Origin of the sequence: Pseudomonas sp. R11-23-07, assembly GCF_003852295.1 — a bacterium.
GTDB lineage: Bacteria > Pseudomonadota > Gammaproteobacteria > Pseudomonadales > Pseudomonadaceae > Aquipseudomonas.
On the sequence record NZ_CP027761.1, the window covers coordinates 314,192 to 339,593 of the forward strand.

General features: G+C 62.1%; 24 protein-coding genes and 1 pseudogene. 4 read left to right on the forward strand and 21 right to left on the reverse strand.

The annotated features are described in order from the left end of the window. Positions 1–4 precede the first annotated feature (4 nt). The 13 genes and pseudogenes from C4J84_RS01255 to C4J84_RS01315 all read right to left on the reverse strand — a co-directional run bounded on the left by C4J84_RS01255 (position 5) and on the right by C4J84_RS01315 (position 11,901). Positions 5–631 (reverse strand): bifunctional 2-polyprenyl-6-hydroxyphenol methylase/3-demethylubiquinol 3-O-methyltransferase UbiG, encoded by a 627-nt coding sequence (locus C4J84_RS01255; protein WP_124369194.1) that lies wholly within the window; start codon positions 629–631, stop codon positions 5–7. A 39-nt stretch (positions 632–670) separates the two neighbouring features. Beyond that, positions 671–1,315, reverse strand: coding sequence for a methionine ABC transporter permease (locus tag C4J84_RS01260; protein ID WP_034117212.1), 645 nt, complete (start codon positions 1,313–1,315; stop codon positions 671–673). Then, positions 1,305–2,420 carry a methionine ABC transporter ATP-binding protein gene (locus C4J84_RS01265; protein ID WP_124369195.1) on the reverse strand — a complete coding sequence of 372 codons (1,116 nt, stop codon included), beginning with the start codon at positions 2,418–2,420 and terminating at the stop codon, positions 1,305–1,307. The genes C4J84_RS01260 and C4J84_RS01265 overlap by 11 nt, the downstream gene beginning before the upstream one ends. Further along, complete coding sequence (locus C4J84_RS01270) at positions 2,417–3,211, reverse strand: MetQ/NlpA family ABC transporter substrate-binding protein (protein ID WP_124365412.1); 795 nt, start codon at positions 3,209–3,211, stop codon at positions 2,417–2,419. The genes C4J84_RS01265 and C4J84_RS01270 overlap by 4 nt, the downstream gene beginning before the upstream one ends. A 10-nt stretch (positions 3,212–3,221) precedes the next feature. Continuing rightward, positions 3,222–3,347 (reverse strand): annotated as a pseudogene (locus C4J84_RS26360) (outer membrane lipoprotein carrier protein LolA); the annotation flags it as partial. Beyond that, a complete protein-coding gene (locus C4J84_RS01280; RefSeq protein ID WP_124369196.1) occupies positions 3,329–4,681 on the reverse strand; it encodes an LLM class flavin-dependent oxidoreductase in 1,353 nt (450 codons plus the stop codon). The gene C4J84_RS01280 and the pseudogene C4J84_RS26360, both read right to left, overlap by 19 nt. Continuing rightward, positions 4,681–5,874: an SfnB family sulfur acquisition oxidoreductase gene (locus C4J84_RS01285; RefSeq protein WP_124369197.1), complete on the reverse strand. Its 1,194-nt coding sequence runs from the start codon at positions 5,872–5,874 to the stop codon at positions 4,681–4,683. Before C4J84_RS01285 ends, C4J84_RS01280 begins: the two co-directional genes overlap by 1 nt. Before the next feature lie 24 nt (positions 5,875–5,898). Further along, positions 5,899–7,140 (reverse strand): SfnB family sulfur acquisition oxidoreductase, encoded by a 1,242-nt coding sequence (locus C4J84_RS01290; RefSeq protein WP_124369198.1) that lies wholly within the window; start codon positions 7,138–7,140, stop codon positions 5,899–5,901. Positions 7,141–7,327: 187 nt separating this feature from the next. Then, positions 7,328–8,104, reverse strand: coding sequence for a hypothetical protein (locus tag C4J84_RS01295; protein ID WP_124434797.1), 777 nt, complete (start codon positions 8,102–8,104; stop codon positions 7,328–7,330). Positions 8,105–8,414: 310 nt separating this feature from the next. Beyond that, complete coding sequence (tcyN, locus tag C4J84_RS01300) at positions 8,415–9,161, reverse strand: L-cystine ABC transporter ATP-binding protein TcyN (RefSeq protein ID WP_124360781.1); 747 nt, start codon at positions 9,159–9,161, stop codon at positions 8,415–8,417. 3 nt (positions 9,162–9,164) lie between these two features. Continuing rightward, on the reverse strand, positions 9,165–9,830 hold the full coding sequence (tcyL, locus tag C4J84_RS01305; RefSeq protein WP_003187646.1) for a cystine ABC transporter permease: 666 nt from the start codon (positions 9,828–9,830) through the stop codon (positions 9,165–9,167). Beyond that, a complete protein-coding gene (gene tcyJ, locus C4J84_RS01310) occupies positions 9,830–10,624 on the reverse strand; it encodes a cystine ABC transporter substrate-binding protein (RefSeq protein WP_124428382.1) in 795 nt (264 codons plus the stop codon). The genes tcyL and tcyJ overlap by 1 nt, the downstream gene beginning before the upstream one ends. Positions 10,625–10,905: 281 nt before the next feature. Next, positions 10,906–11,901 (reverse strand): D-cysteine desulfhydrase, encoded by a 996-nt coding sequence (locus C4J84_RS01315; protein WP_124434798.1) that lies wholly within the window; start codon positions 11,899–11,901, stop codon positions 10,906–10,908. Positions 11,902–12,066: 165 nt separating this feature from the next. Here C4J84_RS01315 and epsC point away from each other — a divergent pair, with 165 nt between their 5' ends. Then, a complete protein-coding gene (gene epsC / locus C4J84_RS01320; RefSeq protein WP_124360785.1) occupies positions 12,067–12,993 on the forward strand; it encodes a serine O-acetyltransferase EpsC in 927 nt (308 codons plus the stop codon). Positions 12,994–13,395: 402 nt separating this feature from the next. Beyond that, positions 13,396–15,357 (forward strand): choline transporter BetT, encoded by a 1,962-nt coding sequence (gene betT, locus C4J84_RS01325; protein WP_164487677.1) that lies wholly within the window; start codon positions 13,396–13,398, stop codon positions 15,355–15,357. Positions 15,358–15,480: 123 nt separating this feature from the next. Here betT and C4J84_RS01330 read toward each other — a convergent pair whose 3' ends face one another. From C4J84_RS01330 to C4J84_RS01340, 3 genes are read right to left on the reverse strand one after another with little or no spacing between them, the layout of a single operon-like run. After that, complete coding sequence (locus tag C4J84_RS01330) at positions 15,481–16,377, reverse strand: SDR family oxidoreductase (RefSeq protein WP_124369202.1); 897 nt, start codon at positions 16,375–16,377, stop codon at positions 15,481–15,483. Between the two features lie 25 nt (positions 16,378–16,402). Continuing rightward, positions 16,403–16,912, reverse strand: a complete 510-nt coding sequence (locus C4J84_RS01335) for a DUF1097 domain-containing protein (RefSeq protein WP_218567536.1) — start codon at positions 16,910–16,912, stop codon at positions 16,403–16,405. Positions 16,913–16,942: 30 nt separating this feature from the next. Beyond that, positions 16,943–17,674 carry an SDR family oxidoreductase gene (locus tag C4J84_RS01340; protein WP_124369203.1) on the reverse strand — a complete coding sequence of 244 codons (732 nt, stop codon included), beginning with the start codon at positions 17,672–17,674 and terminating at the stop codon, positions 16,943–16,945. A 115-nt stretch (positions 17,675–17,789) separates the two neighbouring features. Here C4J84_RS01340 and C4J84_RS01345 point away from each other — a divergent pair, with 115 nt between their 5' ends. Both C4J84_RS01345 and mgrA read left to right on the forward strand, forming a co-directional pair. After that, a complete protein-coding gene (locus C4J84_RS01345) occupies positions 17,790–18,680 on the forward strand; it encodes a LysR family transcriptional regulator (protein WP_124434799.1) in 891 nt (296 codons plus the stop codon). A gap of 206 nt (positions 18,681–18,886) precedes the next feature. After that, positions 18,887–19,924, forward strand: a complete 1,038-nt coding sequence (gene mgrA, locus C4J84_RS01350) for an L-glyceraldehyde 3-phosphate reductase (protein ID WP_124413537.1) — start codon at positions 18,887–18,889, stop codon at positions 19,922–19,924. A gap of 113 nt (positions 19,925–20,037) precedes the next feature. Here the strand turns inward: mgrA and tauD are convergent, their stop codons facing one another. The 5 genes from tauD to gshA form a co-directional block, all read right to left on the reverse strand. Further along, positions 20,038–20,874, reverse strand: a complete 837-nt coding sequence (gene tauD, locus C4J84_RS01355) for a taurine dioxygenase (protein WP_124434800.1) — start codon at positions 20,872–20,874, stop codon at positions 20,038–20,040. 10 nt (positions 20,875–20,884) lie between these two features. Further along, the gene (gene tauC / locus C4J84_RS01360; protein WP_124434801.1) at positions 20,885–21,724 is read right to left on the reverse strand and encodes a taurine ABC transporter permease TauC; all 840 of its coding nucleotides are present in this window, start codon (positions 21,722–21,724) and stop codon (positions 20,885–20,887) included. Beyond that, on the reverse strand, positions 21,721–22,500 hold the full coding sequence (tauB, locus tag C4J84_RS01365; protein ID WP_124360790.1) for a taurine ABC transporter ATP-binding subunit: 780 nt from the start codon (positions 22,498–22,500) through the stop codon (positions 21,721–21,723). Before tauB ends, tauC begins: the two co-directional genes overlap by 4 nt. Positions 22,501–22,513: 13 nt before the next feature. Then, positions 22,514–23,491: a taurine ABC transporter substrate-binding protein gene (tauA, locus tag C4J84_RS01370; protein WP_124408813.1), complete on the reverse strand. Its 978-nt coding sequence runs from the start codon at positions 23,489–23,491 to the stop codon at positions 22,514–22,516. Between the two features lie 246 nt (positions 23,492–23,737). Continuing rightward, a complete protein-coding gene (gene gshA, locus C4J84_RS01375) occupies positions 23,738–25,321 on the reverse strand; it encodes a glutamate--cysteine ligase (protein ID WP_124428388.1) in 1,584 nt (527 codons plus the stop codon). Positions 25,322–25,402 lie beyond the last annotated feature (81 nt).

Sequence of the window (25,402 nt, forward strand, 5' to 3'; positions counted from 1 at the left end):
AGACTTAAGCCTTGCGCCAAACGCTGGCCAACCAAGGCTGCTGTTCCCGAGGCAATCCCGCCGGCCGGTAATAGTGCTCCAACTCCACAAACCCCGCCGTTGTCAGCAATGCCCGCCAGGCCGCCAGATCGTGATAAGACCCATACCGTGGCCCATTCCAGCCTTCCTGGTTGTCACCGCGAGGGTTGGAGCTGAACAGCACGCCCCCAGGCTTCAACGTGCCATGCAGTTGCTTGAGGACCCGGGGCAATTCCTGCTTGGGAATATGAAACAGCACCGCATTGGCAAACACCCCATCGAAGCGCCCGTCGGGCAGGTCCAGTTTGAGGAAGTCCTGCTGCAACACCTCGCAGCCACTGTCGTCCCGCGCCATCTGCGCAAACCGCTCGGAACCATCGAGCCCCACGGCGATATGCCCCAGGCGTGTAAAGGTCTGCAGATCCCGCCCCGGCCCGCAGCCAAAATCCAGCACGGTAAACGGCGGCGTGCCCTGGATATGCCGCAGCAACGCGTCGATGTTCTGGCTCACATCGTGATCGCGGGTGCCCTCGCGGAAGTCTTCGGCCACTTTGTTGTAATGGCCGAGGGTGATGGCGGTGATCTGGTTAAGGTCGTCGGGCTTGAGGGTCATGACAGGCAATACCGGGCGCTGGGATGCGCCGACTATACCTCACCTCTTGTTGAGCACCCGCGCCAGTCGATCGCCGCCGAGTTGGATCACCGCCACCAACACCACCAACAGCACAATCACCGTGAGCATGATCTGCGTATCGAAGCGCTGGTAGCCATAGCGGTACGCAATGTCGCCCAGCCCGCCCGCGCCAATCGCGCCGGCCATGGCCGACGAGTTGATCATGGTCACCAGGGTAATGGTGAACCCGCCGACGATTCCCGGCAGCGCTTCGGGCAACAGCACATGCCAGATGATGTGCCAGCGGCGGCACCCCATGGCCTGTGCGGCTTCGATCAAGCCATGGTCGACCTCGCGCAGGCTGACTTCGGCGATGCGCGCAAAGAACGGCGTGGCCGCGATGGTCAGCGGCACGACTGCCGCCCACACACCGTAGGTGGTGCCGACGATCAGGCGGGTGAAAGGGATCAGCGCCACCATCAGGATCAGAAACGGAATGGAGCGGAACAGATTGACGAAGGCCCCGAGCACCCGGTTCAGCGCCGGTGCCTGGTAAATGCCGCCCTTGTCGCTGGTGACCAGAAACACCGCCAGTGGAATCCCTACCAGCAAGGCGATCAGTGATGACACGCCGACCATCAACAAGGTGTCGATGGCGCCCTGTACTAAACGATCAAACCACATAGCCCAGCACCTCCACCTGTTGTGCCCAGTTTGCGGCGCGGTTGCGCAGTTCTTCGGTGCTATGGGGCGAGCCATTCACCGCCAGCAGCAGTTGCCCCAAGGCATGCCCCTGAATCCGTTCGACGCCGCCCTGCAGCAGACGCACGCGGCCGCCGAGGGCACTGAACAGCGCGGCCAGGTCGGGTTCATCGCTGGCACTGCCGGTGAACTGCAAGCGCAGCACCACTGCGGCTTCCGGCGATTCAGGCTGGGTATGCAAACGGTTTTGCAGTTCTTCCGGCAGCCCATGTTGCAGCGGCGCCAGCAGGGTCTTGCTGACCTCGTGTTGCGGGTTGCCGAACACTTGCCACACCGGGCCTTGCTCGACGATGCGCCCATGCTCCAGCACCACCACGCGGTCGCAGATGTCGCGGATCACCGCCATTTCATGGGTAATCAACACAATGGTCAGGCCCAGGCGCCGGTTGATCTCGCGCAGCAGGCCGAGAATCGATTGGGTGGTTTCCGGGTCGAGGGCCGAGGTGGCTTCGTCGCACAGCAGGATCTCGGGGTCGTGCACCAGCGAACGGGCGATGCCCACGCGCTGTTTCTGCCCGCCCGAGAGCTGCGCCGGATAGGCCTGGTGCTTGTCTTGCAAACCCACCAGTTCCAGCAGCTCACGCACCTTTTGCTCACGCTGCGGCTTGGGCACCCCGGCGACCTTGAGCGGCAGTTCGACGTTCTGCCAGACGGTCTTGGCCGACATCAGGTTGAAGTGCTGGAAGATCATGCCGATGCGCCGGCGCAGCGCGACCAGGCGGTCTTCATCGAAGCAGCCGATATCCACCTGATCGATCAGCACGCGCCCGCTGCTGGGTTGTTCCAGGCGATTGATGGTGCGGATCAGCGACGACTTGCCGGCGCCGCTGCGGCCGATGATGCCGAACACTTCGCCGCGCGCAATCGCCAGGTCAATGCCTTTCAGGGCATGCACCGTGCCGTCATAGGTTTTGCCCAGGTTGATGAAACGCACATGGGCGCTGTTGAAGTCCGGATGCAGTTCGGTCTGCTCGGCGTCCCTGGGCAATGTGCCCAGGTCGCGCAGTTGGGCATTGGCAGCGGTCATTTTTTATCGTCCCAGCCGACCTGGTAGAGCTTGCCGAGGGATTTATCCAGGGCGGCGCGCACCGTCGGCGAGTGCTGGTAGATGTCGACGAACTTGATCACCCTCGGGTCGGTTTTGCTCTTGGGCTGGATCACGAACTGGATCACGTATTCCGGGTGGTCGAGGCCATCGAACAGCAGCGCCGATTCGGCATCGAAGGTCTTGGACAGGCGGATGTACGCCGGGTAGCCCTGCACCAGATCGGCGTCGTCATAGGCGCGCACCAGTTGCACGGCTTCCACCTGCAGGATCTTGATCTTTTTCGGGTTGCTGACGATGTCGTCTTCGGTGGCCTTGTAGCCCACCCCCGGCTTGAGCGTGATCAGCCCGGCCTTGGCCAGCAGTTGCAGGCCGCGCCCGCTGTTGATCGGGTCGTTGGCGATGGCCACGCTGGCGCCTTCGGGCAGGTCATTGAAGCTTTTGTACTTCTTCGAATACAAACCGACGTTGTTGATGATGCCCGGCGCATAGGGCACCAGGTCAAAGCCGGCGGCGGCCTTGGCATTTTCCAGGAAGGGGATGTGCTGGAAGTAGTTCACGTCGATATCGCCGGCGGCGAGGCTGACGTTCGGCGCGATCCAGTCGGTGAATTCCACCAGTTCGACCTTCAGGCCCTGTTTGCCGGCTTCTTCTACAGCGGCTTCCAGGGGAATCGCGAAGGCGGCGGTGGTGCCGACTTTCAACGGCGCATCGGCGGCGAATACGGCCGAGCTGAACAAGCCGAAGGCCAGGGAGAGCACTATTTTTTTCATATGAATTTCCAATTGTAGGAGCGAGCTTGCTCGCGAAAAACTTGAGGGCGCCTCGGTAAACCAGATGCACCGCGTTATCGTTAACGATCTTCGCGAGCAAGCTCGCTCCTACAGGGGTTAGTGTCGATAGGTAGATCCGGTGTGTTGTTCGGGTAGGCGAGCGGCGCCGTGGAAGACTTTTTCGCGCAACGTTCCCTGCTCATATTCAGTCTTGTACGAGCCACGCTTTTGCAGCTCCGGCACCACCAGATCAATGAAATCCACATAGCTCTCCGGCGTCACAATGCGCGTGAGGTTGAAGCCATCCAGGCCGGTTTCGCTGATCCACGATTCCAGTTCGTCGGCGACCTGCTCGGGCGACCCCACCAGCGTGATATAGCGCCCACCGAGGGCGTGCTGCTCGAGCAATTTGCGCCGGGTCCAGTCGTTGTTCTGCAGGTTCTTGGTCGCCGACTGGATGGCGTTGCTCTTCACGTACTGGATCGGTTCATCCAGTTCGTACTCGGAAAAGTCGATCGCCGTGGAAGCGGAAAAGTGCGCCACGCCGGCCTCCGCGCTGGCATAGCTGAGATACTCGGCGTGCTTGGCCCAGGCCAGTTCCTCGGTCGCGCCGACGATCACGTTCAGGCCCATGAACACCTTGATGTCATCCGGATTGCGCCCGGCCTCCACCGCGCTGGCGCGCACTTTGTCCACCTGGATTCGGGTTGCGGCCTTGTTCTGCCCGCTGATGAACACGCACTCGGCATGGCGCCCGGCGAACTGCAGGCCACGGTCCGAACTGCCGGCCTGGAACAGCACCGGCGTACGCTGCGGCGATGGCTCGCACAGGTGATAGCCCTCCACCTGGTAGAACTCGCCGTGGTGTTCGACCTTGTGCACCTTGCCCGGCTGCGCATACACCCGCGCCTGGGGATCGTTGACCACCGCGTCATCCTCCCAGCTGCCTTCCCAGAGTTTGTACAGCACCTCCAGGTATTCATCGGCCTGGTCATAGCGACGGTCATGCTCGACCTGCTCGGTCAGCCCCATGGCCTTGGCGGCGCTGTCGAGGTAGCCGGTGACGATGTTCCAGCCCACCCGGCCCCGGCTCAGGTGGTCGAGGGTGGACATGCGCCGGGCGAACAGATACGGCGGCTCGTAGGTCAGGTTGGCAGTGAGGCCGAAGCCGAGGTTCCGGGTGACGGCCGCCATGGCCGAGACCAGCAGGAGCGGGTCGTTGACCGGCAACTGGATCGATTCCTTGAGCGGCACGTCGATGGACTTTTGGTACACGTCATACACGCCGACGATATCGGCGATAAACAAACCGTCGAACAGCCCGCGCTCGAGGATTTTTGCCAGGTCAGTCCAGTACTCGAGGGTCTTGTACTGGGTGGACGTGTCCCGTGGATGGGTCCACAAACCGTGGTTGATATGCCCGATGCAGTTCATGTTGAAGGCATTGAGCAGGATTTTTTTCTTGCTCATCAGATGGTCCCCCGCAGCGGCGGGTTTTCATCGTTGAGGTAGTAATTGCCCACCGCGTGGTATTTCCAGCGCACCGGGTCATGCAGGGTGTGCACGCGGGCGTTACGCCAGTGGCGATCCAGGCCATGCTCGGCCAGGGTCGCCTGGCTGCCGGCCAGTTCGAACAGCGTGCTGCCGGCGGCCAGGGAGATTTCGCTGCTCAAGGCGCGTACTTCGGCGACGGCGATGGAGGCGGCCGCGACGGTCTGGGCATTGCTGTCGGCCTGGGCGCGGTCGAGAAATTCGCCCGAGCGCTCGAGCAGCGCTTCGGCGGCGTGCAGGCGAATGCTCAAGTGGCCGAAGCTCTTCAAGGTCAGCGGGTCATCAGTGGCCCTGTCGCTGCCCGAGTCGATCCAGGGACGGGTCTTGGTGCGCACAAAATGCAACGCGTCTTCGAAGGCGGCGCGGGCGATACCGGTGTCGATGGCGGCATGAAGAATCTGCGCCAAGGGGCCGACGGTGGTCGGGCGTTCGAAAGCGCTCTGGAACGGGATCACGTCCTGCGCCGCCACCCACACGTTGTCGAACACCACTGAGCCGCTGCCGGTGGTGCGCTGGCCGAAGCCGCTCCAGTCGTCAATCACGCTCAGGCCCGCGCTGTCGCGGGGCACGAAGGCCAGTTGCTGAACCCCATGTTCATCCACCACCGAGGTGGGGATGCGCTGGGCGTAGATCGCGCCGGTGGAATAGAACTTGCGGCCGCTGATACGGAAGCCATCACCGTCGCGGGTAATTTTGGTGACGCGGTCATGAGCGGTTTTCGTGCCCAATTCCGCCAAGGCGTTGCCGAAACGCTGGCCGGCCAATACTTCTGCATACAGGCTGCGTTGCTGGGCCGGGCTGCCATTCACGCGCAGCACTTCCAAGGCATAGAAATGGTTTTGCGGAATCTGTCCCAGGGACGCATCCGCCTGGGCGATCAAGGCGATGACCTTGGCCAGGGTGACGTTGGACACACCAGCGCCGCCGTAGGCCTTGGGCACGCTGATGCCCCACAGGCCGGAGCGCGAAAAGGCGTCCAGCTCGGCCAGCGGCAGGCGGCGCTCGCGGTCGCGCTGGGCGCTGTCGCGGCGCAAGTCTTCAGCCAGGTCGCTGGCGACAACAAGGGCTTGTTCGTCGCTGGTGATGACCGCGACGGGGTGAGAGAAAGTCATGATGTTCTCCAGATGTCTGGTCGGTCAGATCCAGGAATGGCGAGCCGGCAGAGTGCCGTTCAGGCGATAGGCGCCGATGGCGTGATACTTCCAGCGCACCGGGTCATGCAGCGTGTGGACCCGCGCATTGCGCCAGTGCCGGTCAAGGTTGAATTCGGCGAGGGTGGCGCGGCTGCCGGCCAGCTCGAAGAGTTTTTCACTGACCAGCAACGCCACCTCAGTGGTGAGTACCTTGGCTTCGGCGACGGCGATCGACGCGCGTGCAGCGGACTGCGCGGTGATCGGCGCAGCGCTGACCTGGTCCAGCACCTGGCCAGCCTTGCGCAACAGCGCCTCGGCGGCGTGCAGTTCGATTTTCAGCTTGCCGATGTCCGCGATCACATACAGGTCGTCGCTGGCCCGTTCGACCTTGGCGTCGATCCACGGGCGCGAGCGTTCACGTACAAAGGCGATGGTGTCGTCCAGGGCGCCACGGGCAATACCGGCGTCGATGGCCGCCTGGATCAATTGCGAGACGGCACCCTGGATATTCGGGCTTTCGCCCAGGCGCCAGTTGTCCACCACCAGCTCTGCGTCCACCGGCACCCGGTCAAGCAGCACGGTGCCGCTGGCGGTGGTGCGTTGGCCAAAGCCCGACCAGTCATCCACGATGCGCAGCCCTTCGCTGCCACGGCGCACGAACGCCATGACTTGCTTGCCGTCGTCGTTGAGCGCTTTGATGGCCACCCAGTGGGCAAACAGAGCGCCGGTGGAGTAGAACTTCTGGCCGCTGACCACGTAGCCGTCACCCTCGGCAGTGATACGCGCCTTGAGCTCCAGGGTATCTTTGGTGCCGCGTTCCGGACCGCCATTGCCGATGCGCCAACCGTCGATCACGCTCTGGAACAGCTGCTTTTTCTGGCGCTCGCTGGCGGTGTTTTGCAACAGGTGCAGGATGCCGAAATGGTTCTGCGGGATCTGCCCCAGGGCCGGGTCGGCCGCGCTGATGATCGCGAAAACCTCGGCCAGGGTGACGAATGAAACCTGCGGACCGCCGTATTCACGGGGAATGGAAATGCTGCCCAAGCCGCTGCGGGTGAACTGTTCGACCTGCGCCCAGGGCAATTGGCGTTGCTGGTCGCGCTTGGCGGCTTGCAGGCGCGCGGCGTCGGCCAGCTCATGGGCGGCGCTCAGCGCCTGGGCGTCGTTGCGCAGCACCGTGGCCGGCAACAACAGTGGGGCTACGTCCAGATCACTCTGGAGGGGTGTTAGAGCCAAGTTAGACATCAGCGCCGCTCCTTGGCTGCACGTAATGCCCTGGCGTTATGCACCGGGGTAATTCTGACCATACCGACCTCGCATTCAATGAAATAAAAACAAAACAATCAGGAATGTCCGGTGGTCCGGTGCATATACCCTAAGCGTGTTTATTTTTTAAATAAACTAACTTTTAGGAATATGCATAGAAGGCGCGTCACCCCGGTTCGCAGGGAGAGCCGAAAGGCCGGGGTTGATACACGTCCTTGGCTGCACCAGGGGGCGTGGGAACCCAGGCGGCGATGCGCAAGGTGCGGGCTGGCGCCCAGCGCGAATTGTTGCCGACGCGGTCCAGGATGCAGTACGTCACCTCCAGGCGGCAGTCGTCACCGCCTTCGATAATGACTGTCGAAGGCACCCAGACCTGCACCGCCAGGCCGACGTCGCTGGCCTGGATGTTCGGCAGGTCCATGCGCACGTCACCCCAGCGCAGCGTGATGGCATCGCCACTGGCCATGTTCGCGTAAGGCTCGATGCTCAGCGGAATTCCGCGTTGCACCTGGCGACTGTTGACGCCCTGGCGGCGGATGGTCTCGGGCAGGCTGACCGGCGCGAGATTCTGGTTTTCGTCGCTGTACAGGGCCGACGGCGCGCCGCCCGGGTAGTTGGTTTTGACCCGGACCTGGGTGGTGGCCGAGCGCGCCGGGCCGTGGCCAATCTGCATGATCTGGTAATGCACCCGCGCCGGGCCATCCTGTACAAAACTTTCCGGCACTCGCAGGTGGGTAGGCGTGCCGATTTTGCCGGCGGTCACCCGGCGTGAGGCGGCAAAGCAGTTGTTCCAGAACAGCTCGATCAGGTCGCCTTCTTCCATGCCGGGGTAAGGTGCGATGTCGACCTGCAATTGGGCGGCCGCGTGGGCACTGATGCCGTTTCGAACGGCTTGGGGCAGGGTGGGTGCGGTCAGCATGGCCGGGGTTGTAGTGTGCGTCATAAGTGATCTCCTTGATGCAGCCAGCAGCAATCGTTCCGGGCCTGGGCGCGGGTGCGCAAAGGGGCCGAAAGAACGATTCAGTGAGTAGCCGGGATAGGATCCAATCCTCTGGACGCTAGATAAGAGGGTTGGGCCGGGGGCGTCAATGGCGGCAAAAGGCTAAACGGCGGGTTGGAGGATATTCAGAAGGGTCTGACTGGAAGGGGTATTTCAAGAGGGGCGCAGCGTGGTGTTTTACCGGCAGCAATGGCGATTCAGTGTAGGAGCGGCTTTTTGTGGCGAGCAAGCCCGCTCGCCGCAAAAAGCTGGGTCAATGGGCGAGAAACTTGCTCAGGAACTGCTGGGTGCGTTCTTCCCTGGGGTTGGCGAACAGCGCCTTGGCTTCACCCTGTTCGACGATCACGCCCTTGTCGAAAAAGATCACACGGTTGGCCACATCCCGGGCAAAGCTCATCTCGTGGGTGACGATCACCATGGTGCGGTTTTCTTCGGCCAGGCTGCGGATGGTCGCCAGCACTTCACCCACCAGTTCGGGGTCGAGGGCCGAGGTGGGTTCGTCGAACAGGATGACCTCCGGCTCCATGGCCAGCGCCCGAGCGATCGCCACACGCTGTTGCTGCCCACCGGACAAGCGCCGAGGATAAGCCGCCTCCTTGCCCGCCAGGCCCACTTTGGCCAGTAGCTTGCGGCCCAGTTCGGTCGCCGCCTCGCGTGGCATTTTCTTGACCACGATCGGGCCTTCGATGACGTTTTCCAGCGCGGTGCGGTGGGGGAACAGGTTGAAGTTCTGGAAGACAAAACCGACGTGCTGGCGCAGGCGTCGCACCAGGCCCTGTTGCTGGTTGAGTGGCTTGCTGCTGTCGATCTCGATGTCGCCCACCTTGATGCGGCCGCTGGTGGGTTCTTCGAGAAAATTCAGGCAGCGCAGGAAGGTGGTCTTGCCGGAACCGCTGGGGCCGATGATGGCCACGACTTCGCCGGCCTTGACCTCCAGGTCGATACCGTTGAGCACCACCTGGCCGTTGAATTGTTTGGTCAGCTTTTCAACCACGATCATGCTTCAAGACTCCAGGTCGTGCCGGTTGACCCGGTCTTCCAGACGATTTTGCAGATGCGCCAGGATGCTCGCCAGGATCCAATAGATCAGGGCTGCGGACAGATACATGGTGAAAATTTCGAAGGTGCGCGCCGAGACCAGTTGCGCCTGGCGGAACAGCTCGGGCACCTGGATAGTGGCGGCCAGCGCCGTGTCCTTGACCAGCGAAATGAAACTGTTGCCCAGCGGCGGCAAGGCCGTGCGCATGGCCTGCGGCAGGATGGCCCGGCGCAATGTCTGCGCACGGGTCATGCCGATACTCGCGGCGGCTTCCCACTGGCCACGCTCGATGGACGCGATGGCGGCCCGCAGGATTTCACAGGCGTAGGCGGCCATGTTCAGCGAAAAGCCGATCATGGCGGCCGGGATCGGGTCCAGCTCGATGCCCACTTGCGGCAAGCCGTAGTAGATCAGGAACAGTTGCACCAGCAACGGCGTGCCGCGAAAGAACGACACGTAGACCCGCGCCGTCCAACTCAGCAGCTTGAAGCGCGACAGGCGCATCAACGCCAGGCCGAAGCCCAGCAGCAGGCCGAAAAACATCCCGCCCAGGCTAAGGATCACCGTGTAATACGCGCCCTTGAGCAGAAAGGGCGCGGAGTCCAGCGCGAGTTGGAAACCTGCTTCCATTATTGAGTGACGTCAGCGTTGAAGTACTTCTCGGACAACTTCTTCAAGGTGCCGTCGGCGCGCAGCTTGTCGAGGGCCTTGTTTACCGCGTCGAGCAGTTCAGGCTCGCCCTTGCGCAGGGCAATACCGGCTTCCTGGCGGGAGAAGGCGTCGCCGGCAGCGGCGGTGTCCTTGGCTTTCTTGGCGTATTCCAGAGCGGCCAGGCGGTCGATCAGGATCGCGTCGATGCGGCCGATGCGCAGGTCCTGGAATTTGGTCGGGTCGTCGTTGTAGGTCCTGATTTCCGCTTTGGGTTGGTTGGCCTTGAGCCATTGTTCGTAGTTGGTGCCCAGGCCTACCCCGACTTTCTTGCCGGCCAGGTCGGCGGCGGTCTTGATGCTGTCGACATTCTTCGCCAGGGTCAGCGCCTGGATACCGGAAATGGTGTAGGGCTTGGAGAAGTCATACTTCTTCTTGCGCTCTTCGGAAATCGTCACCTGGTTGACCACGGCGTCCAGGCGTTTGGATTCCAGGGCGGCGAGGATGCCGTCCCATGGCGTGGCTTGCAGCTTGACCTTGACGCCCAGCTCCTTGGCCAGCGCCTCGGACAGCTCCACCTCGAAGCCACTGAGCTTGCCGCTTTCATCGACAAAGCTGAACGGTGGGTAGGTGCCTTCCAGGCCGATCTTGATCTCGCCGGCTTTCTTGATGGTGTTCAGTTGCTCGCCGGCGACCGCCTGGCCAAGCATGCCTGCGCCGAGCGCCAAGCCCAATGTGCCGACCAGCAATGTGCGACGCAGTACAGAAATAGTCATGAAGAGCCCCTGTGGTTTTTTATGGTGAGCGAAGCCGGTGACGCAGTAGCCGTATCCTGCCTTAAAGCGCGGTGCGCGTCTTCGCCTTCGGCGCGATGATAAAGCCGGTTTTTAAGACTTGAAAATAATATAAATCAAACTTCATATTCATATTTCGAATATCAATGAGGTCAAGTGTGGGAGGGGGCTTGCTCCCGATGGCGGTGTAACAGTCCCTTTATCTGTATCTGACCCACCGCTATCGGGAGCAAGCCCCCTCCCACATTTCGGTCCGTGTTCAGTCAGTTGAACACCGAATCGTACGCAAACAACGCCGGCGCTCCGCCGGTATGCAGGAAAATGATCGGCCCGTCTGCGAACCGCTGGCGCCCGATACCGTCCAGCAGGCCGGCCATGGCCTTGCCCGTGTAGACCGGATCAAGCAACAGACCTTCCTGGCTGGCCAGAAGTTTGATCGCCGACAACGTACCCGCATTCGGCTCGCCATAACGCGGGCCGAAGTATTCGTCCCACAGGATCACCTTGAAGGCTTCCGGCACCTCCATGCCGAGCAGTTCGGCCGTACGCTCGGCCAGGCCTTGCACTTTTGGACGTTGGGCTTCGTCGGTGCGCGACACGGTGACGCCGATCACCGGCAGGTTCGGCAGTGCTTCGCTCAACGCCAGTGCCAGGCCGCTGTGGGTGCCTGCGCTGCCGGAGGCCAGTACCACCGCCGCAAAGTCGAGGCCGCTGTCTTCGATCTGCGCCGCCAGCTCCAGGCCCGCGCGCACATACCCCAACGCGCCGAGGGCGTTCGAGCCGCCGATAGGCACCAGGTAGGGCTTCTTGCCGTTGCTGCGCAGGCGGTCGGCGAGGGCGTTGAGTTGGTCGTCGGCATTGTCGAGGTTTTCTACCCGCTCCACCTTGGCGTCGAACAGCTCCAGCAACAGGCGGTTGCCGTTGCCCAGGTAGTTGGGGTCTTCGGTGCCGGTGGGGTTTTCCAGCAAGGCGACGCAGCCCAGGCCGAGCCTGGCGGCCAGCGCGGCGGTCTGGCGCACATGGTTGGACTGGATAGCGCCGGCGGTGACCAGGGTATCGGCGCCTTGGGCGATGGCGTCAGCGGCGAGGTATTCAAGTTTGCGCAATTTATTGCCACCCATGGCCAGTGGGGTGGTGTCGTCGCGCTTGACGTAGATATCCCTGCCCAGCCAGGCCGACAGCCGCTCGAGTTTTTCCAGGGCGGTGGCGCCGCCCAACAGTTCCAGACGGTTAAAGCGGTCGAGCTGTTGTTTGATCATGGCTATGCACGGTGGCTGAGTGATGGGGCGACTATAGGCAGGCACTTTTCATCGGGCAACCGCCAATCGCTTATGTCAGATGGTTCTTAGCCTCGCACCATTGGTTCTTAAGCGCTGCCAGGGCCATACCGTAAAGTGAGGGCCATTTCGTCAGGAGTGAATACCGTGAGTGAGCGTTCCAGCCATTGGCAACTACAGACCATCGTCAGCCAACTGCGCAGCGCCCGGGACCAGTGGCGAACGCGCAATGGCCGCTTGAGTGGCGAACATGGAGGCCGCGAATTACCGTCTCGCCAAGCGGTGGCGCAGATTCTCGAAGCCTTGTGCGGCGCACTGTTCCCGATGCGCCTGGGCCCGGTGGACCTGCGCGAAGAAAGTGAAGACTTCTACGTCGGGCATACCCTCGACGTCGCCCTTAACGCCTTGCTCGCCCAGGCCCGCCTGGAGTTGCGCTACGCCGCGCGCCAGGGCGGCCAGGATGACCGTGAGGTCGACGCCCAGGCCATTCGCCTGATCCAGGATTTCGCCCTGGCCTTGCCGGCGTTGCGCAGCCTGCTGGACACCGACGTACTGGCCGCCTACCACGGAGACCCGGCCGCGCGGAGCGTGGATGAGGTGCTGCTGTGCTACCCCGGCATCCTGGCGGTGATCCACCATCGCCTGGCCCATCATCTGTACCGCGCCGGTTTGCCCCTGCTGGCGCGGATCAGCGCGGAAATCGCTCATTCGGCCACCGGTATCGATATCCATCCCGGCGCGCAGATCGGCCCGAGTTTCTTCATCGACCACGGGACCGGCGTGGTGATTGGCGAGACGGCGATCATCGGCGAGCGGGTGCGCATCTACCAGGCGGTGACATTGGGCGCCAAGCGCTTCCCCGCGGATGAAGATGGGCAATTGCAGAAAGGCCATCCGCGCCACCCTATTGTGGAGGACGATGTGGTGATCTACGCCGGCGCTACGATTCTGGGGCGGATTACCATCGGCCAGGGTTCGACCATCGGCGGTAATGTGTGGCTGACCCGCAGCGTGCCGGCCGGGGCGAATATTACCCAGGCGAATTTGCAGCATGATGATGGCGCGCAAAAGTAACGAACCTGCGCAAATCCCCTGTGGGAGGGGGCTTGCTCCCGATAGCGGTGGACCAGCCATACATGTGCTGGCTGACCCACTGCTATCGGGAGCAAGCCCCCTCCCACATGTTTGACTGCATTCCAAAATCATCCCGTCATTGCTGAACGAATTCCGCACCTCACGCGTCATACCAATCCCTAAGCTAGTGTAGGAATCACCTACCACTCGGCCCCGAAATTAGTCCCAAACCGCCTATCCATGTTTAACTTGAACGTTCGTTCAAGTTAAACCGGTGGTTCGCTGCCCGCTCACAACAGGAGGCTTACCTTTGCTGAGTCCGTTATTGACAGCCACATTTCACACCTCGGGGGTGCATGGTTCATGAGTGCATCATCTACCCCGTCCAGCGGTCAGGTGCGCATGAATGCGCCCGTCTTCTACTTTGCCGCCACGGCTATTCTGCTGTTCGGCATCACTGTCATCGCTATCCCGCAACAGGCCGGTGCCTGGCTGCTGGCGGCGCAAAACTGGGCGGCCAATACGGTCGGCTGGTACTACATGCTGGCGATGACCCTGTATCTGGTCTTCGTGGTGGTCACCGCGTTATCGGGCTACGGCAAGATAAAACTCGGTGCCGACCACGACGAGCCCGAATTCAGTTACCTGTCCTGGGCCGGCATGCTGTTCGCCGCCGGGATCAGCATCACGCTGTTCTTCTTTTGCGTGTCCGAGCCGTTGACCCACCTGGTGCAACCGCCCCAGGGCGAGGCGCTGAATGCCGACGCGGCGCGCCAGGCCATGCAGATCCTGTTCCTGCACTGGGGCCTGCACGGCTGGGGCGTGTTCGCGTTTGTCGGTATGGCTCTGGCGTACTTCGCCTACCGGCATAACCTGCCGCTTGCGCTGCGTTCGGCGCTGTACCCGTTGATTGGCAAGCGCATCAATGGCCCGATCGGTTATGCGGTGGATGGCTTCGGCATCATCGCCACGGTGTTCGGCCTGGGTGCCGACATGGGCTTTGGCGTGCTGCACCTCAATTCCGGCCTGGATTACCTGTTCGGTATTGCCCATACGCAGTGGATCCAGGTGGGCTTGATCACCTTGATGATGGGCGCGGCGATCATCGTCGCCGTGGCCGGCGTCGACAAGGGTGTGCGGGTGATGTCCGATATCAACATGCTGCTGGCCTGCGCGCTGCTGCTGTTTGTGTTGTTTGCCGGGCCCACCCAGCATTTGCTCAACACCTTGATCCAGAACATCGGGGACTACCTGGGGGCCTTGCCGACCAAGAGTTTCGATGTGTACGCGTACGACAAACCCAGCGACTGGCTGGGTGGCTGGACGGTGTTCTACTGGGCGTGGTGGATCGCATGGTCGCCGTTCGTGGGCCTGTTCATCGCACGCATATCCCGTGGCCGCACCATCCGTGAATTCGTGTTCGGCGTGCTGCTGATCCCGCTGGGTTTCACCCTGGCGTGGATGTCGATCTTCGGCAACAGCGCCATCGACCAGGTGCTCAACCATGGCATGACCGCGTTGGGCCAGTCCGCCATCGATGAACCGTCGATGAGCCTGTACCTGCTGCTGGAAACCTACCCGTGGAGTAAAACCGTGATTGCGGTCACGGTGTTCATCAGCTTTGTGTTCTTCGTGACCTCGGCGGATTCCGGCACCGTGGTGCTGTCGACCCTGTCGTCCAAGGGCGGCAACGCCGATGAAGACGGACCGAAATGGCTGCGCGTGTTCTGGGGCGCGATGACCGCCCTGGTCACCAGCGCCTTGCTGTTTGCCGGCAGTATCGATTCGTTGAAGTCAGCGGTGGTGCTGACTTCGCTGCCGTTCTCGCTGATCCTGTTGCTGATGATGTGGGGGCTGCACAAGGCGTTCTACCTCGAATCGCAAAAGCAGATCGCGCAGTTGCATTCGCTGGCGCCGGTGTCGGGCTCACGCAAGGGCACGGGCGGTTGGCGCCAGCGTTTGAGCCAGGCCGTGCATTTCCCGTCGCGGGATGAGGTGTACCGCTTCCTTGAGACCACGGTACGTCCGGCGATTGAAGAAGTGACGGCGGTGTTTGTCGAAAAAGGCCTCAACGTCGTCACCCAGCCTGACCCGTCCAACGACAGCGTCAGCCTGGAAATCGGCCACGGCGAAGAGCATCCGTTTGTTTACCAGGTGCAGATGCGCGGCTATTTCACGCCCTCGTTTGCGCGCGGCGGCATGGGGTCCAAACAGCTCAACAATCGCCGCTATTATCGGGCGGAAGTGCACTTGCGTGAGGGCAGCCAGGACTACGACCTGGTGGGCTACACCAAGGAGCAGATCATCAACGACATCCTCGACCAGTACGAGCGGCACCTGCAGTTCCTGCACCTGGTGCGCTAGCAGAAGCGAACTGGCTGGCGAGGGACGTTAACGGTAATGCGGGCATGCTGGATGCCCGCGTTGTCCTGGCGTTTTTCTCGCGAACCAGCTCGCTCCTGCAGAGATCGACCCGCCAGCCATTTTTCAATGTGCAGCCGGTTTCAGCAGGTCCTGCAGGCCGATACGACGAAACATCTCTGCGCGCACTCGGTCTGCCACGCCGTTGACCACTTCACAGCCGTCTTCGGAAGGGTCGATATGCCGACGAAACGGGCGCGTGCCAAAGGGCAGGCCGACAACCTCGACAATCGCCCGTGCCACCTCGCGCACATCGGCATCCGCCGGTTCCAGCGCCGCCAGGCCTTGCAGGGCGGTATCCGCCACGCCGGCGTAGGGGCCGTCTTCGTACTCGCTCGCACGGGCTTGGTCAGCGGGTTTGCCGGAGTGCACAAAGTGGTTGGTGCCCTTGGTGAAAGCACCCGGCACGATGATCGACGTTTCAACCCCCCACCGACTCAGTTCACTGGCATAGGAAACCGCCAGGGAATCCATCGCCGCCTTGGCCGCGAAGTACGGCGCAAGAAACGGCGGGGTGCCGCCACGTGCGCTGCTGGACGACACCCACAGCACCAGGCCTTTGCCTTGTTTGCGCAGGTACGGCAGTGCGGCGCGGTTGACCCGCTGGGTGCTCAACACGTTAATGTCGTACAGCTGGGCGAACTGTTCAGGACTGAAAGCTTCTGCCGGGCCGAATGACATATGCCCGGCGTTGTGGATGATCACATCCAGGCGGCCACAGTCCGCGACGATCCTGGCGACGCCTGCCTCTACGGAGTCACTGGATGCCACGTCCAGCTCGACACTGCGCAAGTCCACGCTGTGTTCGGCGGCGTAACGCTCTACCTCAGCCACCTGCGGCGCGTTGCGCCCCAGGGTTTCACGCATGCTGGCGTAAACGGTGTGGCCGGCATCGGCCAGGGCGCGAGCGGTAAGGGCGCCGAAACCGCTGGACGCACCGGTAATCAGGATGATGGATTTCATGGCATTGACCTTTAAAAATGGAGATTCAGGCGTGGCGTGCAAGGCGTTGCTGCACGGCGTGTGAGAGCCAGCCGGCGAAGGCACCGAGGCTGCTGGCGCCGCCCAACTCAGCGACGCTTTCCAGCGATGGCTCCAGATGCGAGGCGAAGTACGCGATCAGGCCGAGGAAATAGCTCAGGATGTTGTTCATCACCGGCACGGCGCGCAGCGATACCACGACCATTGCCACGATAAACACCACCGTCGGCAGTGCCCACGCACCGAGTGCGGGGTTCAAGGCCCCGATGCCCAGGGCCGCCAACAGACCGAAGGCAATGCCCATCCATACACATCCGAGGTTGGCCAAGCCGTGGCGCAGGGTCAGCCCGCGGCTGAAAAATGCCACCCATCCGACGAACATCGCCCAGACCGGCAAGGTCAACATTCCGCTGGTACCCGCAGCCACGGCCGCCATGACGGCCGCGATAGCAGTGGCCAGGGTAAACGCCCATTTCGATTGACTGCGAGGTTGGGCAGCGCTGTTTGCGTGGTTCATGAATGCAACTCCTCCGATAGGATCAGCGAATTAAACAAGGCCGCCATTGGCGCGCAGGATTTGCCCGTTGACCCAGCTGGCGGCCGGGCTAACCAGGAAAGCCACCGTGCGGGCGATATCTTCCGGTTGGCCGAGGCGCTCCAACGGCGCCATCTTGGCCAGGCCCTGGATCTGTTCTTCGCTCTTGCCGTGCAGGAACAACTCGGTGGCGACCGGGCCAGGGGCGACGGCGTTGACGGTGATGCCACGCCCGCGCATTTCCTTGGCAAATACCTGGGTCAAGGATTCCACCGCCGCCTTGCTGGCGATGTACACCGCGTAACCGGGGAAGTTAAGGCCGACGGTGCTGCTGGAAAAATTGACGATTCGCCCGCCGTCATTCAGGCGTGTGGCGGCTTCACGCAGGGCGTTGAAGGTGCCCCGGGTGTGGATATCGAAATTCTGGTTGTAGAGCTCATCGCTGTGCTGGGCCAGGGGCATTGCCTTGAGAATGCCGGCGTTGTTGACCAATACATCCACCTTGCCCAGTTGCGCCTCGGTTTCATCGAACAGCCGCTTGATGTCGGCAGGCTTGGCCACGTCGCCTTGAATCGCTATGGCTTGGTACCCTGCCTGGCGCAGTTCCACGACCAGCCTGGATGCCTCGGTCGCGCTGCTGGCGTAGTTGATGGCCACGGCGTAACCCTCGGCGGCCAGTTGCCTGGCGACTACCGCGCCGATACCGCGGGAAGCGCCGGTGATGATTGCGACTTGAGTTTTCATGATTCGGTTTCCTTGAAGTTGGGGGTGTGGAAGCAGATTCACATGTTTACCCAAGCGGATAAATGCGCCAAAGTTGCCTTGACTGTTCAATTATCGCCAACAATGGAGACGCAAAATGGATCAGGTCAAAGCGATGAAGGTGTTCGTACGCATCTACGAACGCTCAAGCTTCACGCTGGCGGCCGACGACCTGAATCTGCCGCGTGCGACGTTGACCCACACCCTCAATCAATTCGAAGCCTGGCTGGGCACGCGCCTGCTGGAGCGCAGCACTCGACGCGTGCGTCCGACCCTGGATGGCGAGGCCTATTACCAGCGGTGCGTGCACCTGCTCGCCGAACTCGAAGAGGCTGAACTGGCTTTTCGCAGCGTGGCGCCCAAGGGCCGTTTGCGAGTGGATCTGCACGGCACCCTGGCCAAGTACTTTGTGATACCGGCGTTGCCGCAATTCATGGCGCGTTACCCGCAGATCGAGCTGTCCATCAGCGAGGCGGATCGCTTTGTCGACCTGATCAGCGAAGGGGTGGATTGCGTGCTGCGCGCAGGCAGCTTGGGCGACTCCGCGCTGATCGGCCGGCGGGTGGCGACCTTGCGCCAAGTCACCTGCGCCAGCCCCGCCTACCTGCGCACCTACGGCGAGCCTGAGAGCCTGGCTGACCTGAGTCGGCATCGCGCGGTGAACTACGTTTCGCGCACCACGGCCAAGTTGTTTCCGTTCGAATTCATGGTCGAAGGCGCGCTGCGGGAAGTCGCTATCGAGAGTGCGCTGTCGGTGTTTGGCGCGGAAATTTACTCTGCCAGTGCGGTGGCTGGGTTGGGCATTATCCAGTGCCCGCATTACCGCATGGCCGAGCTGATCGAGCAGGGGGTAATGCGTGAAATTCTAAAAGAAACGCCGCCGCCGTCGATGCCGGTTTCCGTGCTTTACCCGCACAATCGACATCTCTCGCCGAGGGTGCGCGTATTCGTCGACTGGCTCGCTGAAATTTTCGAAAATGCCCGCTGACTTCATCCGCTCAAGGCGATGACATGCGTACCGCGCAGGGCATGACCGGCGAGTGGAGCGTGACAGTGTCGTGGAGTATCCAATTCCACCCTGGCGGAAAATTGCTGTAAAAGACAGAGGCAGACTTAAGCGATTCAGCAGGCAGATAAGGCCTGGGAATAACCTTATTCCCAGGCCTTATCTGCCCCAAGCCCAGAGAGGATTCGATGACGTACATTGCTGCCGAAAACCGCTATGAATCTATCCCTTATCGCCGCGTAGGCCGCAGTGGGTTGGTGCTGCCGGCACTGTCCCTGGGGTTGTGGCACAACTTTGGCGACAGCACCCCGATCGCCACCCAGCGCGCCCTGCTGCGCACCGCGTTCGACTTAGGCATCAACCACTTCGACCTGGCCAATAACTACGGCCCGCCCTACGGCAGCGCCGAGATCAACTTCGGCCGGTTGCTGCGCGAAGACTTCAAGCACTACCGCGACGAGCTGATCATCTCCAGCAAGGCCGGTTGGGACATGTGGCCCGGCCCCTATGGCCAGGGCGGCGGTTCGCGTAAATACGTGCTGGCGAGCCTGGACCAGAGCCTGCAACGCCTGGGCGTCGACTATGTGGATATTTTCTATTCGCACCGTTTCGACGCCGACACGCCGCTGGAAGAAACCGCTAGTGCGCTGGCCACCGCCGTGCAGCAGGGCAAGGCGTTGTACATCGGTATCTCGTCCTACTCCGGCGTAAAAACCCGTGAGATGGCAGCGCTGCTCAACGAGTGGAAAGTGCCGCTGTTGATTCACCAGCCGGCCTACAACCTGCTCAACCGCTGGGTGGAAAAAGACCTGCTCGACACCACCGAAGAGCTCGGCGCCGGGGTGATTGCGTTCACACCGTTGGCCCAGGGTTTGCTCACCGATAAATACCTCAATGGCGTGCCGGCCGATGCCCGGGTGAATCGACCGGGGGGTGGCTCGCTGCAGGCCAAGCACCTGTCCGACGCCAATATCGCCCATGTCCGCGCCCTCAACGAAATCGCCCAGCGTCGCGGCCAGAGCCTGGCGCAAATGGCGCTGGCCTGGACCCTGCGTGATCCACGGGTGACCAGCGCGCTGATCGGTGCCAGCCGGCCGGAGCAGATCATCGAGAACGTTGGGGCGTTGAAGAACCTGAGCTTCAGTGCGGAGGAACTGGCGGAGATTGATCGGTTTGCCCTGGAAGGCGGGATCAACTTGTGGGAAAAACCATCGACAGCTGAATAACCTGACACAGCTGGGTTAAAAATGTGGGAGGGGGCTTGCTCCCGATGGCAGTGGACCAGTCAATAGATACAGTGACTGACCCACCGCTATCGGGAGCAAGCCCCCTCCCACATTTAGAACGGCACATCGCCCAGGATGGTTGCCCGATGCATCACCCGCCGCTGCGGCCGGTAGTCATCCACCGCGTAATGCTGGGTCACGCGGTTGTCCCAGAACGCCACGTCATTTTCCTGCCAGCGCCAGCGGATGGTGAATTCCGGGCGTGTGGCATGGGCGAACAATAGTTTGAGAACCGCCGCGCTTTCGGCCGATTCCAGTTCATTGATCCGGGTGGTGAAGCCTTCGCTGACGAACAGCGATTTACGCCCGCTCACCGGGTGCGTGCGGATCACCGGGTGCGACAGGGGCGGGTTTTTTCGGCGGGCTTCTTCCCAACGGGCTCGGTCGTCGGCGGTGTTGCCAAAGCGCTCCAGTGGGAAAGACTGGGTGAAGTCGTGGGTGGCAGTCAGCCCATCGAGCAATGCTTTGAATGGCTCGGACAGCGCTTCATAAGCCGCAATCCCACTGGCCCACAAGGTATCGCCACCGAACGCCGGCAGCAGTTTGGCGCTGAGCACCGCGCCCAGGGCTGGCGTGGGCAGGAAGGTCACGTCGGTGTGCCATACGGCGTTGTCGCGCACATCGGTGACGGCCGTGTCGAGGATCAACACTTCGGGCTGTTCCGGCACGTTGGGGTAGATCGGGTGGATGTGCAGGTCGCCGAAATTCGCCGCGAACCGTGCCTGTTGCTGTGGGGTGATCGGCTGGTCCCGGAAGAACAGCACCGAATGCTTAAGCAGGGCGTGCTCGATGGCGTCGCGCTGTTCGGTGCTCAGTGTCTGGGTGATATCGACGCCACTGATCTGGGCGCCGAGCGCGATGCTTAGTGGGGTAACGGTCAGGCTGCTCATTTATTCATCATCACTCGTGTGCCTGGCCATGCCACGGCACCAATTTACGCTGCAGGGCGCGCAGGCCCATTTCCATGGCGAAGGCGATCAGCGCGATCACCAGGATGCCCAGGACCACGACGTCAGTGACCAGAAACTGTGCCGCCGACTGCACCATGAAGCCCAGGCCGCTGGTGGCGGCGATCAGCTCGGCGGCGACCAGGGTCGACCACCCCACACCCAGGCCGATGCGCACGCCGGTGAGGATGTCGGGCAGGGCGCTGGGCAGGATCACATGCCGAATCAACTGGGCCCGGGTCGCGCCCAGCGACTGTGCGGCGCGCAACTTGGCCGGGTCGACCGTGCGTACGCCGGTCGCGGTGGCGATGGCAATCGGCGCAAAGATCGCCAGGTAAATCAGCAGCACCTTGGACAGCTCGCCGATGCCGCACCAGATCACGATCAACGGCAGATAGGCCAGCGGCGGGATCGGCCGGTAAAACTCGATCAGCGGATCGAGAATGCCGCGGGCAATACGGTTGGCGCCGATGGCAATGCCCACCGGCACGGCCGTCAGCACCGCAAAGCCCAAACCCAGGCCGATACGGCTGAGGCTCGCGCCCAGGTGCTGCCACAAGGTGGAATCCATATACCCCGTGGTCGCCAGAAGCCAGCCTTTTTGCAACACCGCAGACGGCGGCGGCAGGAACAGCGGCTCGATCAAACCGGTGGCGGTCACGGCCCACCAGATAGCCAGCAAGGCCAACAGGGTCAACAGGCTGATCCAGCGCGTGCTCAGGCGGCGGCGTACGGGAATGACGGCGTGTGTCACCGGCTTGGCCGCCGTGGCAGCGAGTTCGTAGCTGCTCATGCGCACACCTGCCGTTGCGAGAACACTTTGCCCAGCACGTGTTCGCGGGTTTCGATAAAGCGCGGGTCGGACTTGATCGCCCGTGCCGATTCGCCCGCCGCGTAGCGTTGGCCGAAGTCCAGGTGCAGGCGCTCGACGATCTGGCCGGGGTTGGGGGCCAGCAGAATCAAGTCGGTGGCGAGGAACACCGCTTCTTCGATGTCATGGGTGATCAGGAATACCGGCTTGGCCGTGCGTCGCCAGACTTGCAGCAGCAGTTCCTGCATCTGTTCGCGGGTAAAGGCATCGAGGGCGCCGAAGGGCTCGTCCATCAGCAATACACGAGGGTCGGCCGCCAAGGCGCGGGCAAGGCCGACGCGTTGCTTCTGGCCGCCAGAGAGTTGCCAGATGCGGCGGCTGTCGAAACCGCCCAGGTCAACCAGCGCGAGCATTTCCCGGGCGCGCACTTCACGTTGCGCCTTGGGCACGCCGGCCAGTTCCAGGCCGAAGGCGACGTTGGCCAGTACGTCCTGCCAGGGCAGCAGGGCATCGTCCTGGAACACCACGCCGCGCTCGGCGCTGGGCCCCTTGACCGGCACGCCATCGAGGGTGATGCGCCCGGCCGAGGGCTCGACAAAGCCGGCAATCAGGTTCAACAGCGAAGTCTTGCCACTGCCGGACGGGCCGAGGGCAACCAGCAATTGCTGGGGCCCAAGCTCGAGTGAAATATCCGCCAGTACCGGTTCCGGGGCGCCTGGGTACTGTGCGCTGATGCGCTCCAGCTGTAGCAAGGCCATCGCGATGAACTCCTCAGTTAGTGATGAATTTGGCGCTGATGTAAGGGGCGTAGTCTGGGAGCACGGCATCGACCTTGCCCTGTTCCTTGAGGAACGCCGCAGTGTCGGTGACGGCCTTGGTGGTCGGCGCGCCCAGCAGGGTGACCTGGTCAGCGGCCAGCGGGTAGACGTTGCCTTGCAGCAGCAACGGAATGTCGCTGGCCTTGGCACCGGAGAGCTTCACCAGTTTGTCGACGTTGCCTTTGTCGGCGAGCCAGGCTTGTGGGTCTTTGCGGTACGCCGCGTAGGCATCCAGGGTGACTTTGGCGAAGGCGGTGACGATTTCCGGATGCTTCTCGGCAAAATCCTTACGCACGATCCAGGCATCGAAGGTCGGTGCACCGAACTTGGCCAGCTCGCCGGAGGTGATCAACACCTTGCCGTTTTCCTTGGCTACGCCCAGGGCCGGGTCCCACACATAGGTGGCGTCGATATCACCGCGCTTCCAGGCGGCGATGATGGCCGGTGGTGCGAGATTGAGGATGGTTACTTTCGAGGGGTCGATGTTCCAGTGCTTCAGCGCGGCCAACAGGCTGTAGTGACCGGTGGACACGAACGGCACGGCGATCTTTTTACCGATCAGGTCCTGCGGGCTGTTGATCCCCGAACCATCGCGCGCCACCAGGGCTTCGGCGCCGCCGATCTGGGTGGCGACGAGAAAGGTCTGCACCGGTACGTTGCGCGTGATTGCGGCGGTCAACGGGCTGGAACCGAGGTAACCGATCTGCACGTCGCCCGAGGCGATGGCGGCGATGATATCGGCGCCATTGTCGAATTTGCGCCAGTCGATTTTGGCATTGGTGGCTTTTTCATAGGCGCCATCGGCCTGGGCAACTTTCGCCGGGTCGACGGTGGTCTGGTACGCGACGGTCACATCCGCCGCCTGGGCAAACAGACTGGCACCGGCCAGGGACAACGCCGCCAGCAAGCGCAGGGGGGTCAACAGTTTCAAAGGGAAGCTCCTCGATCAGGCGGCCGGGGGTCGGCGTGTGAGGAGACTAAATGATCTAAGAATCCGAAAATAAATAACATTTTCGAATTAGCTTAGTCGGAGAAGAATTGAAGCAAATCTTTGAGCATATGAGAGACAAATGTGGGAGGGGGCTTGCTCCCGATAGCGGTGGATCAGTCACTGATGGAGCGACTGACACGCTGCTATCGGGAGCAAGCCCCCTCCCACAATGGACCGAGCTGGACCTTAGTTACTGATCGCCAGAATACTCGCCTGGTACGACCCGACAAACACATCGAAATCGCCCACCTCGTTCTGCTCGAGCTCCGCCTGCTGGGCCAGCGACGTCCGCGCCAGTTCCTCAAAGCGCGCCTGTTCCTCAGCCGGAAGCGGCTCCTTGCGGAAATACTCAGCATGCACCTCGCTCTGATGCAGGGAGAACTGCGCAAAGCTTTCCTTGCGCTCGGCCATCGCTGCCAGCACCTGAGCCGACGGCGTCAGTGACGGGTCATTGACCTTCGCCAACTGCGCGTCCAGTGCCTGGCTGTGCTCAGTGATGCCGTGGCTTTCATCGAGCAGGGCGGCCAGGGGGGCGATGTGCTCCAGCAGCTCGGTGGCCCACTCTTTCATATCCACCGCTTGGCCCTCACGCTGCAATTGCAGGCCCGGACGGCGACCTTCCTTGACCACGCTGAGGAAGTTGGAGGTGGCGTTCCCGCATTCATTATTGGCGAACAGTGGGCTGTCATTCAGCGCGCAATACAGCAGGAACGCGTCGAGAAAGCGCGACTCTGGAAGATCGATGCCCATCGGCAGGAAGGGGTTGATGTCCAGGCAGCGCACTTCGATGTACTGAATGCCTCGCGCCATCAGCGCCTGGATCGGCCGCTCGCCGGTATAGGTCACGCGCTTGGGGCGGATGTTGGAGTAGTACTCGTTTTCGATCTGCAGGATGTTGGTGTTGAGCTGCACCCACTCACCGTCCTTGTGCGTGCCGACTTCGACATAGGGCGCGTAGGGCGTTGCCACCGCTTCGCGCAGGCTGTCGGTGTAGCTGACCAGGTCGTTGTAGCACGGCGTCAGACCGGCCTGGGCGTTGCTCTGGTAACCCAGGTCGCTCATGCGCAGGCTGGTGGCGTACGGCAGGTACAGGGTGTCGGCGTCGAGCACTTCAAGCTGGTGCGAGCGACCGCGCAGGAAGCCGGCGTCCAGGGCCGGCGACGCACCGAACAGGTACATCAACAGCCAGCTGTAGCGCCGGAAGTTACGGATCAGCGCGATATAGGCGGTGGACTGATAGTCGCGGTCAGTGCCGACAAACCCTTCGGCTTCCTTGAGCAGCGGCCACAGCTGTTCCGGCAGCGAGAAGTTGTAGTGGATACCGGCAATGCACTGCATGGTCTTGCCGTAGCGCAGGGCCAGGCCCTTGCGATAAACGTACTTGAGCTGCCCGATATTGGAGGTGCCGTAGTAGGCAATCGGAATATCTTCCTCGGCCGGCAACGGGCACGGCATCGAGGGGCTCCACAGGTACTCGCTGCCCAGCTTGGTGTAGGCAAAGCGGTGGATCTTGTCCAGGCTGCTCAGGGTATCGGCCGGGTTGGGCAGCGCGGGGGTGATGAACTCCAGCAGCGATTCCGAGTAGTCGGTCGTGATCTGTTCGTGAGTCAACGCGGCGCCCAGGGCTTCCGGATGCGGCGTCTGGGCCAGGCGGCCCTCGCTGGTGACGCGCAGGCATTCACGCTCGATGCCATGCAGGCAGTGCTCTAGCAGGGAGAGGTGTTCGCGCTTGCCGAGCAGAGCCAGGCGGCGGTTGAGAAGTTCGCTCAAGTTGGATTCCTTCACGCGTCAGTCGCCCCAATATGGGGGTGGGCAAGACGGTCTACAAGGGTGAAGTTGAAACTGGCGTGA

Excerpts from the sequence above, each read along its gene's own strand:
- C4J84_RS01255 (WP_124369194.1), bottom strand. The coding sequence starts at position 631 with ATGACCCTCAAGCCCGACGACCTTAACCAGATCACCGCCATCACCCTC.
- C4J84_RS01280 (WP_124369196.1), bottom strand. The coding sequence starts at position 4,681 with ATGAGCAAGAAAAAAATCCTGCTCAATGCCTTCAACATGAACTGCATC.
- C4J84_RS01295 (WP_124434797.1), bottom strand. The coding sequence starts at position 8,104 with ATGACGCACACTACAACCCCGGCCATGCTGACCGCACCCACCCTGCCC.
- C4J84_RS01265 (WP_124369195.1), bottom strand. The coding sequence starts at position 2,420 with ATGACCGCTGCCAATGCCCAACTGCGCGACCTGGGCACATTGCCCAGG.
- C4J84_RS01335 (WP_218567536.1), bottom strand. The coding sequence starts at position 16,912 with ATGAACCACGCAAACAGCGCTGCCCAACCTCGCAGTCAATCGAAATGG.
- tcyN (WP_124360781.1), bottom strand. The coding sequence starts at position 9,161 with ATGATCGTGGTTGAAAAGCTGACCAAACAATTCAACGGCCAGGTGGTG.
- C4J84_RS01260 (WP_034117212.1), bottom strand. The coding sequence starts at position 1,315 with ATGTGGTTTGATCGTTTAGTACAGGGCGCCATCGACACCTTGTTGATG.
- betT (WP_164487677.1), top strand. The coding sequence starts at position 13,396 with ATGAATGCGCCCGTCTTCTACTTTGCCGCCACGGCTATTCTGCTGTTC.
- C4J84_RS01270 (WP_124365412.1), bottom strand. The coding sequence starts at position 3,211 with ATGAAAAAAATAGTGCTCTCCCTGGCCTTCGGCTTGTTCAGCTCGGCC.
- tauC (WP_124434801.1), bottom strand. The coding sequence starts at position 21,724 with ATGAGCAGCTACGAACTCGCTGCCACGGCGGCCAAGCCGGTGACACAC.
- C4J84_RS01315 (WP_124434798.1), bottom strand. The coding sequence starts at position 11,901 with ATGATCAAACAACAGCTCGACCGCTTTAACCGTCTGGAACTGTTGGGC.
- C4J84_RS01330 (WP_124369202.1), bottom strand. The coding sequence starts at position 16,377 with ATGAAATCCATCATCCTGATTACCGGTGCGTCCAGCGGTTTCGGCGCC.
- tcyJ (WP_124428382.1), bottom strand. The coding sequence starts at position 10,624 with ATGACTATTTCTGTACTGCGTCGCACATTGCTGGTCGGCACATTGGGC.
- C4J84_RS01285 (WP_124369197.1), bottom strand. The coding sequence starts at position 5,874 with ATGACTTTCTCTCACCCCGTCGCGGTCATCACCAGCGACGAACAAGCC.
- C4J84_RS01290 (WP_124369198.1), bottom strand. The coding sequence starts at position 7,140 with ATGTCTAACTTGGCTCTAACACCCCTCCAGAGTGATCTGGACGTAGCC.
- C4J84_RS01345 (WP_124434799.1), top strand. The coding sequence starts at position 17,790 with ATGGATCAGGTCAAAGCGATGAAGGTGTTCGTACGCATCTACGAACGC.
- tcyL (WP_003187646.1), bottom strand. The coding sequence starts at position 9,830 with ATGGAAGCAGGTTTCCAACTCGCGCTGGACTCCGCGCCCTTTCTGCTC.
- tauB (WP_124360790.1), bottom strand. The coding sequence starts at position 22,500 with ATGGCCTTGCTACAGCTGGAGCGCATCAGCGCACAGTACCCAGGCGCC.
- C4J84_RS01340 (WP_124369203.1), bottom strand. The coding sequence starts at position 17,674 with ATGAAAACTCAAGTCGCAATCATCACCGGCGCTTCCCGCGGTATCGGC.
- tauD (WP_124434800.1), bottom strand. The coding sequence starts at position 20,874 with ATGAGCAGCCTGACCGTTACCCCACTAAGCATCGCGCTCGGCGCCCAG.
- mgrA (WP_124413537.1), top strand. The coding sequence starts at position 18,887 with ATGACGTACATTGCTGCCGAAAACCGCTATGAATCTATCCCTTATCGC.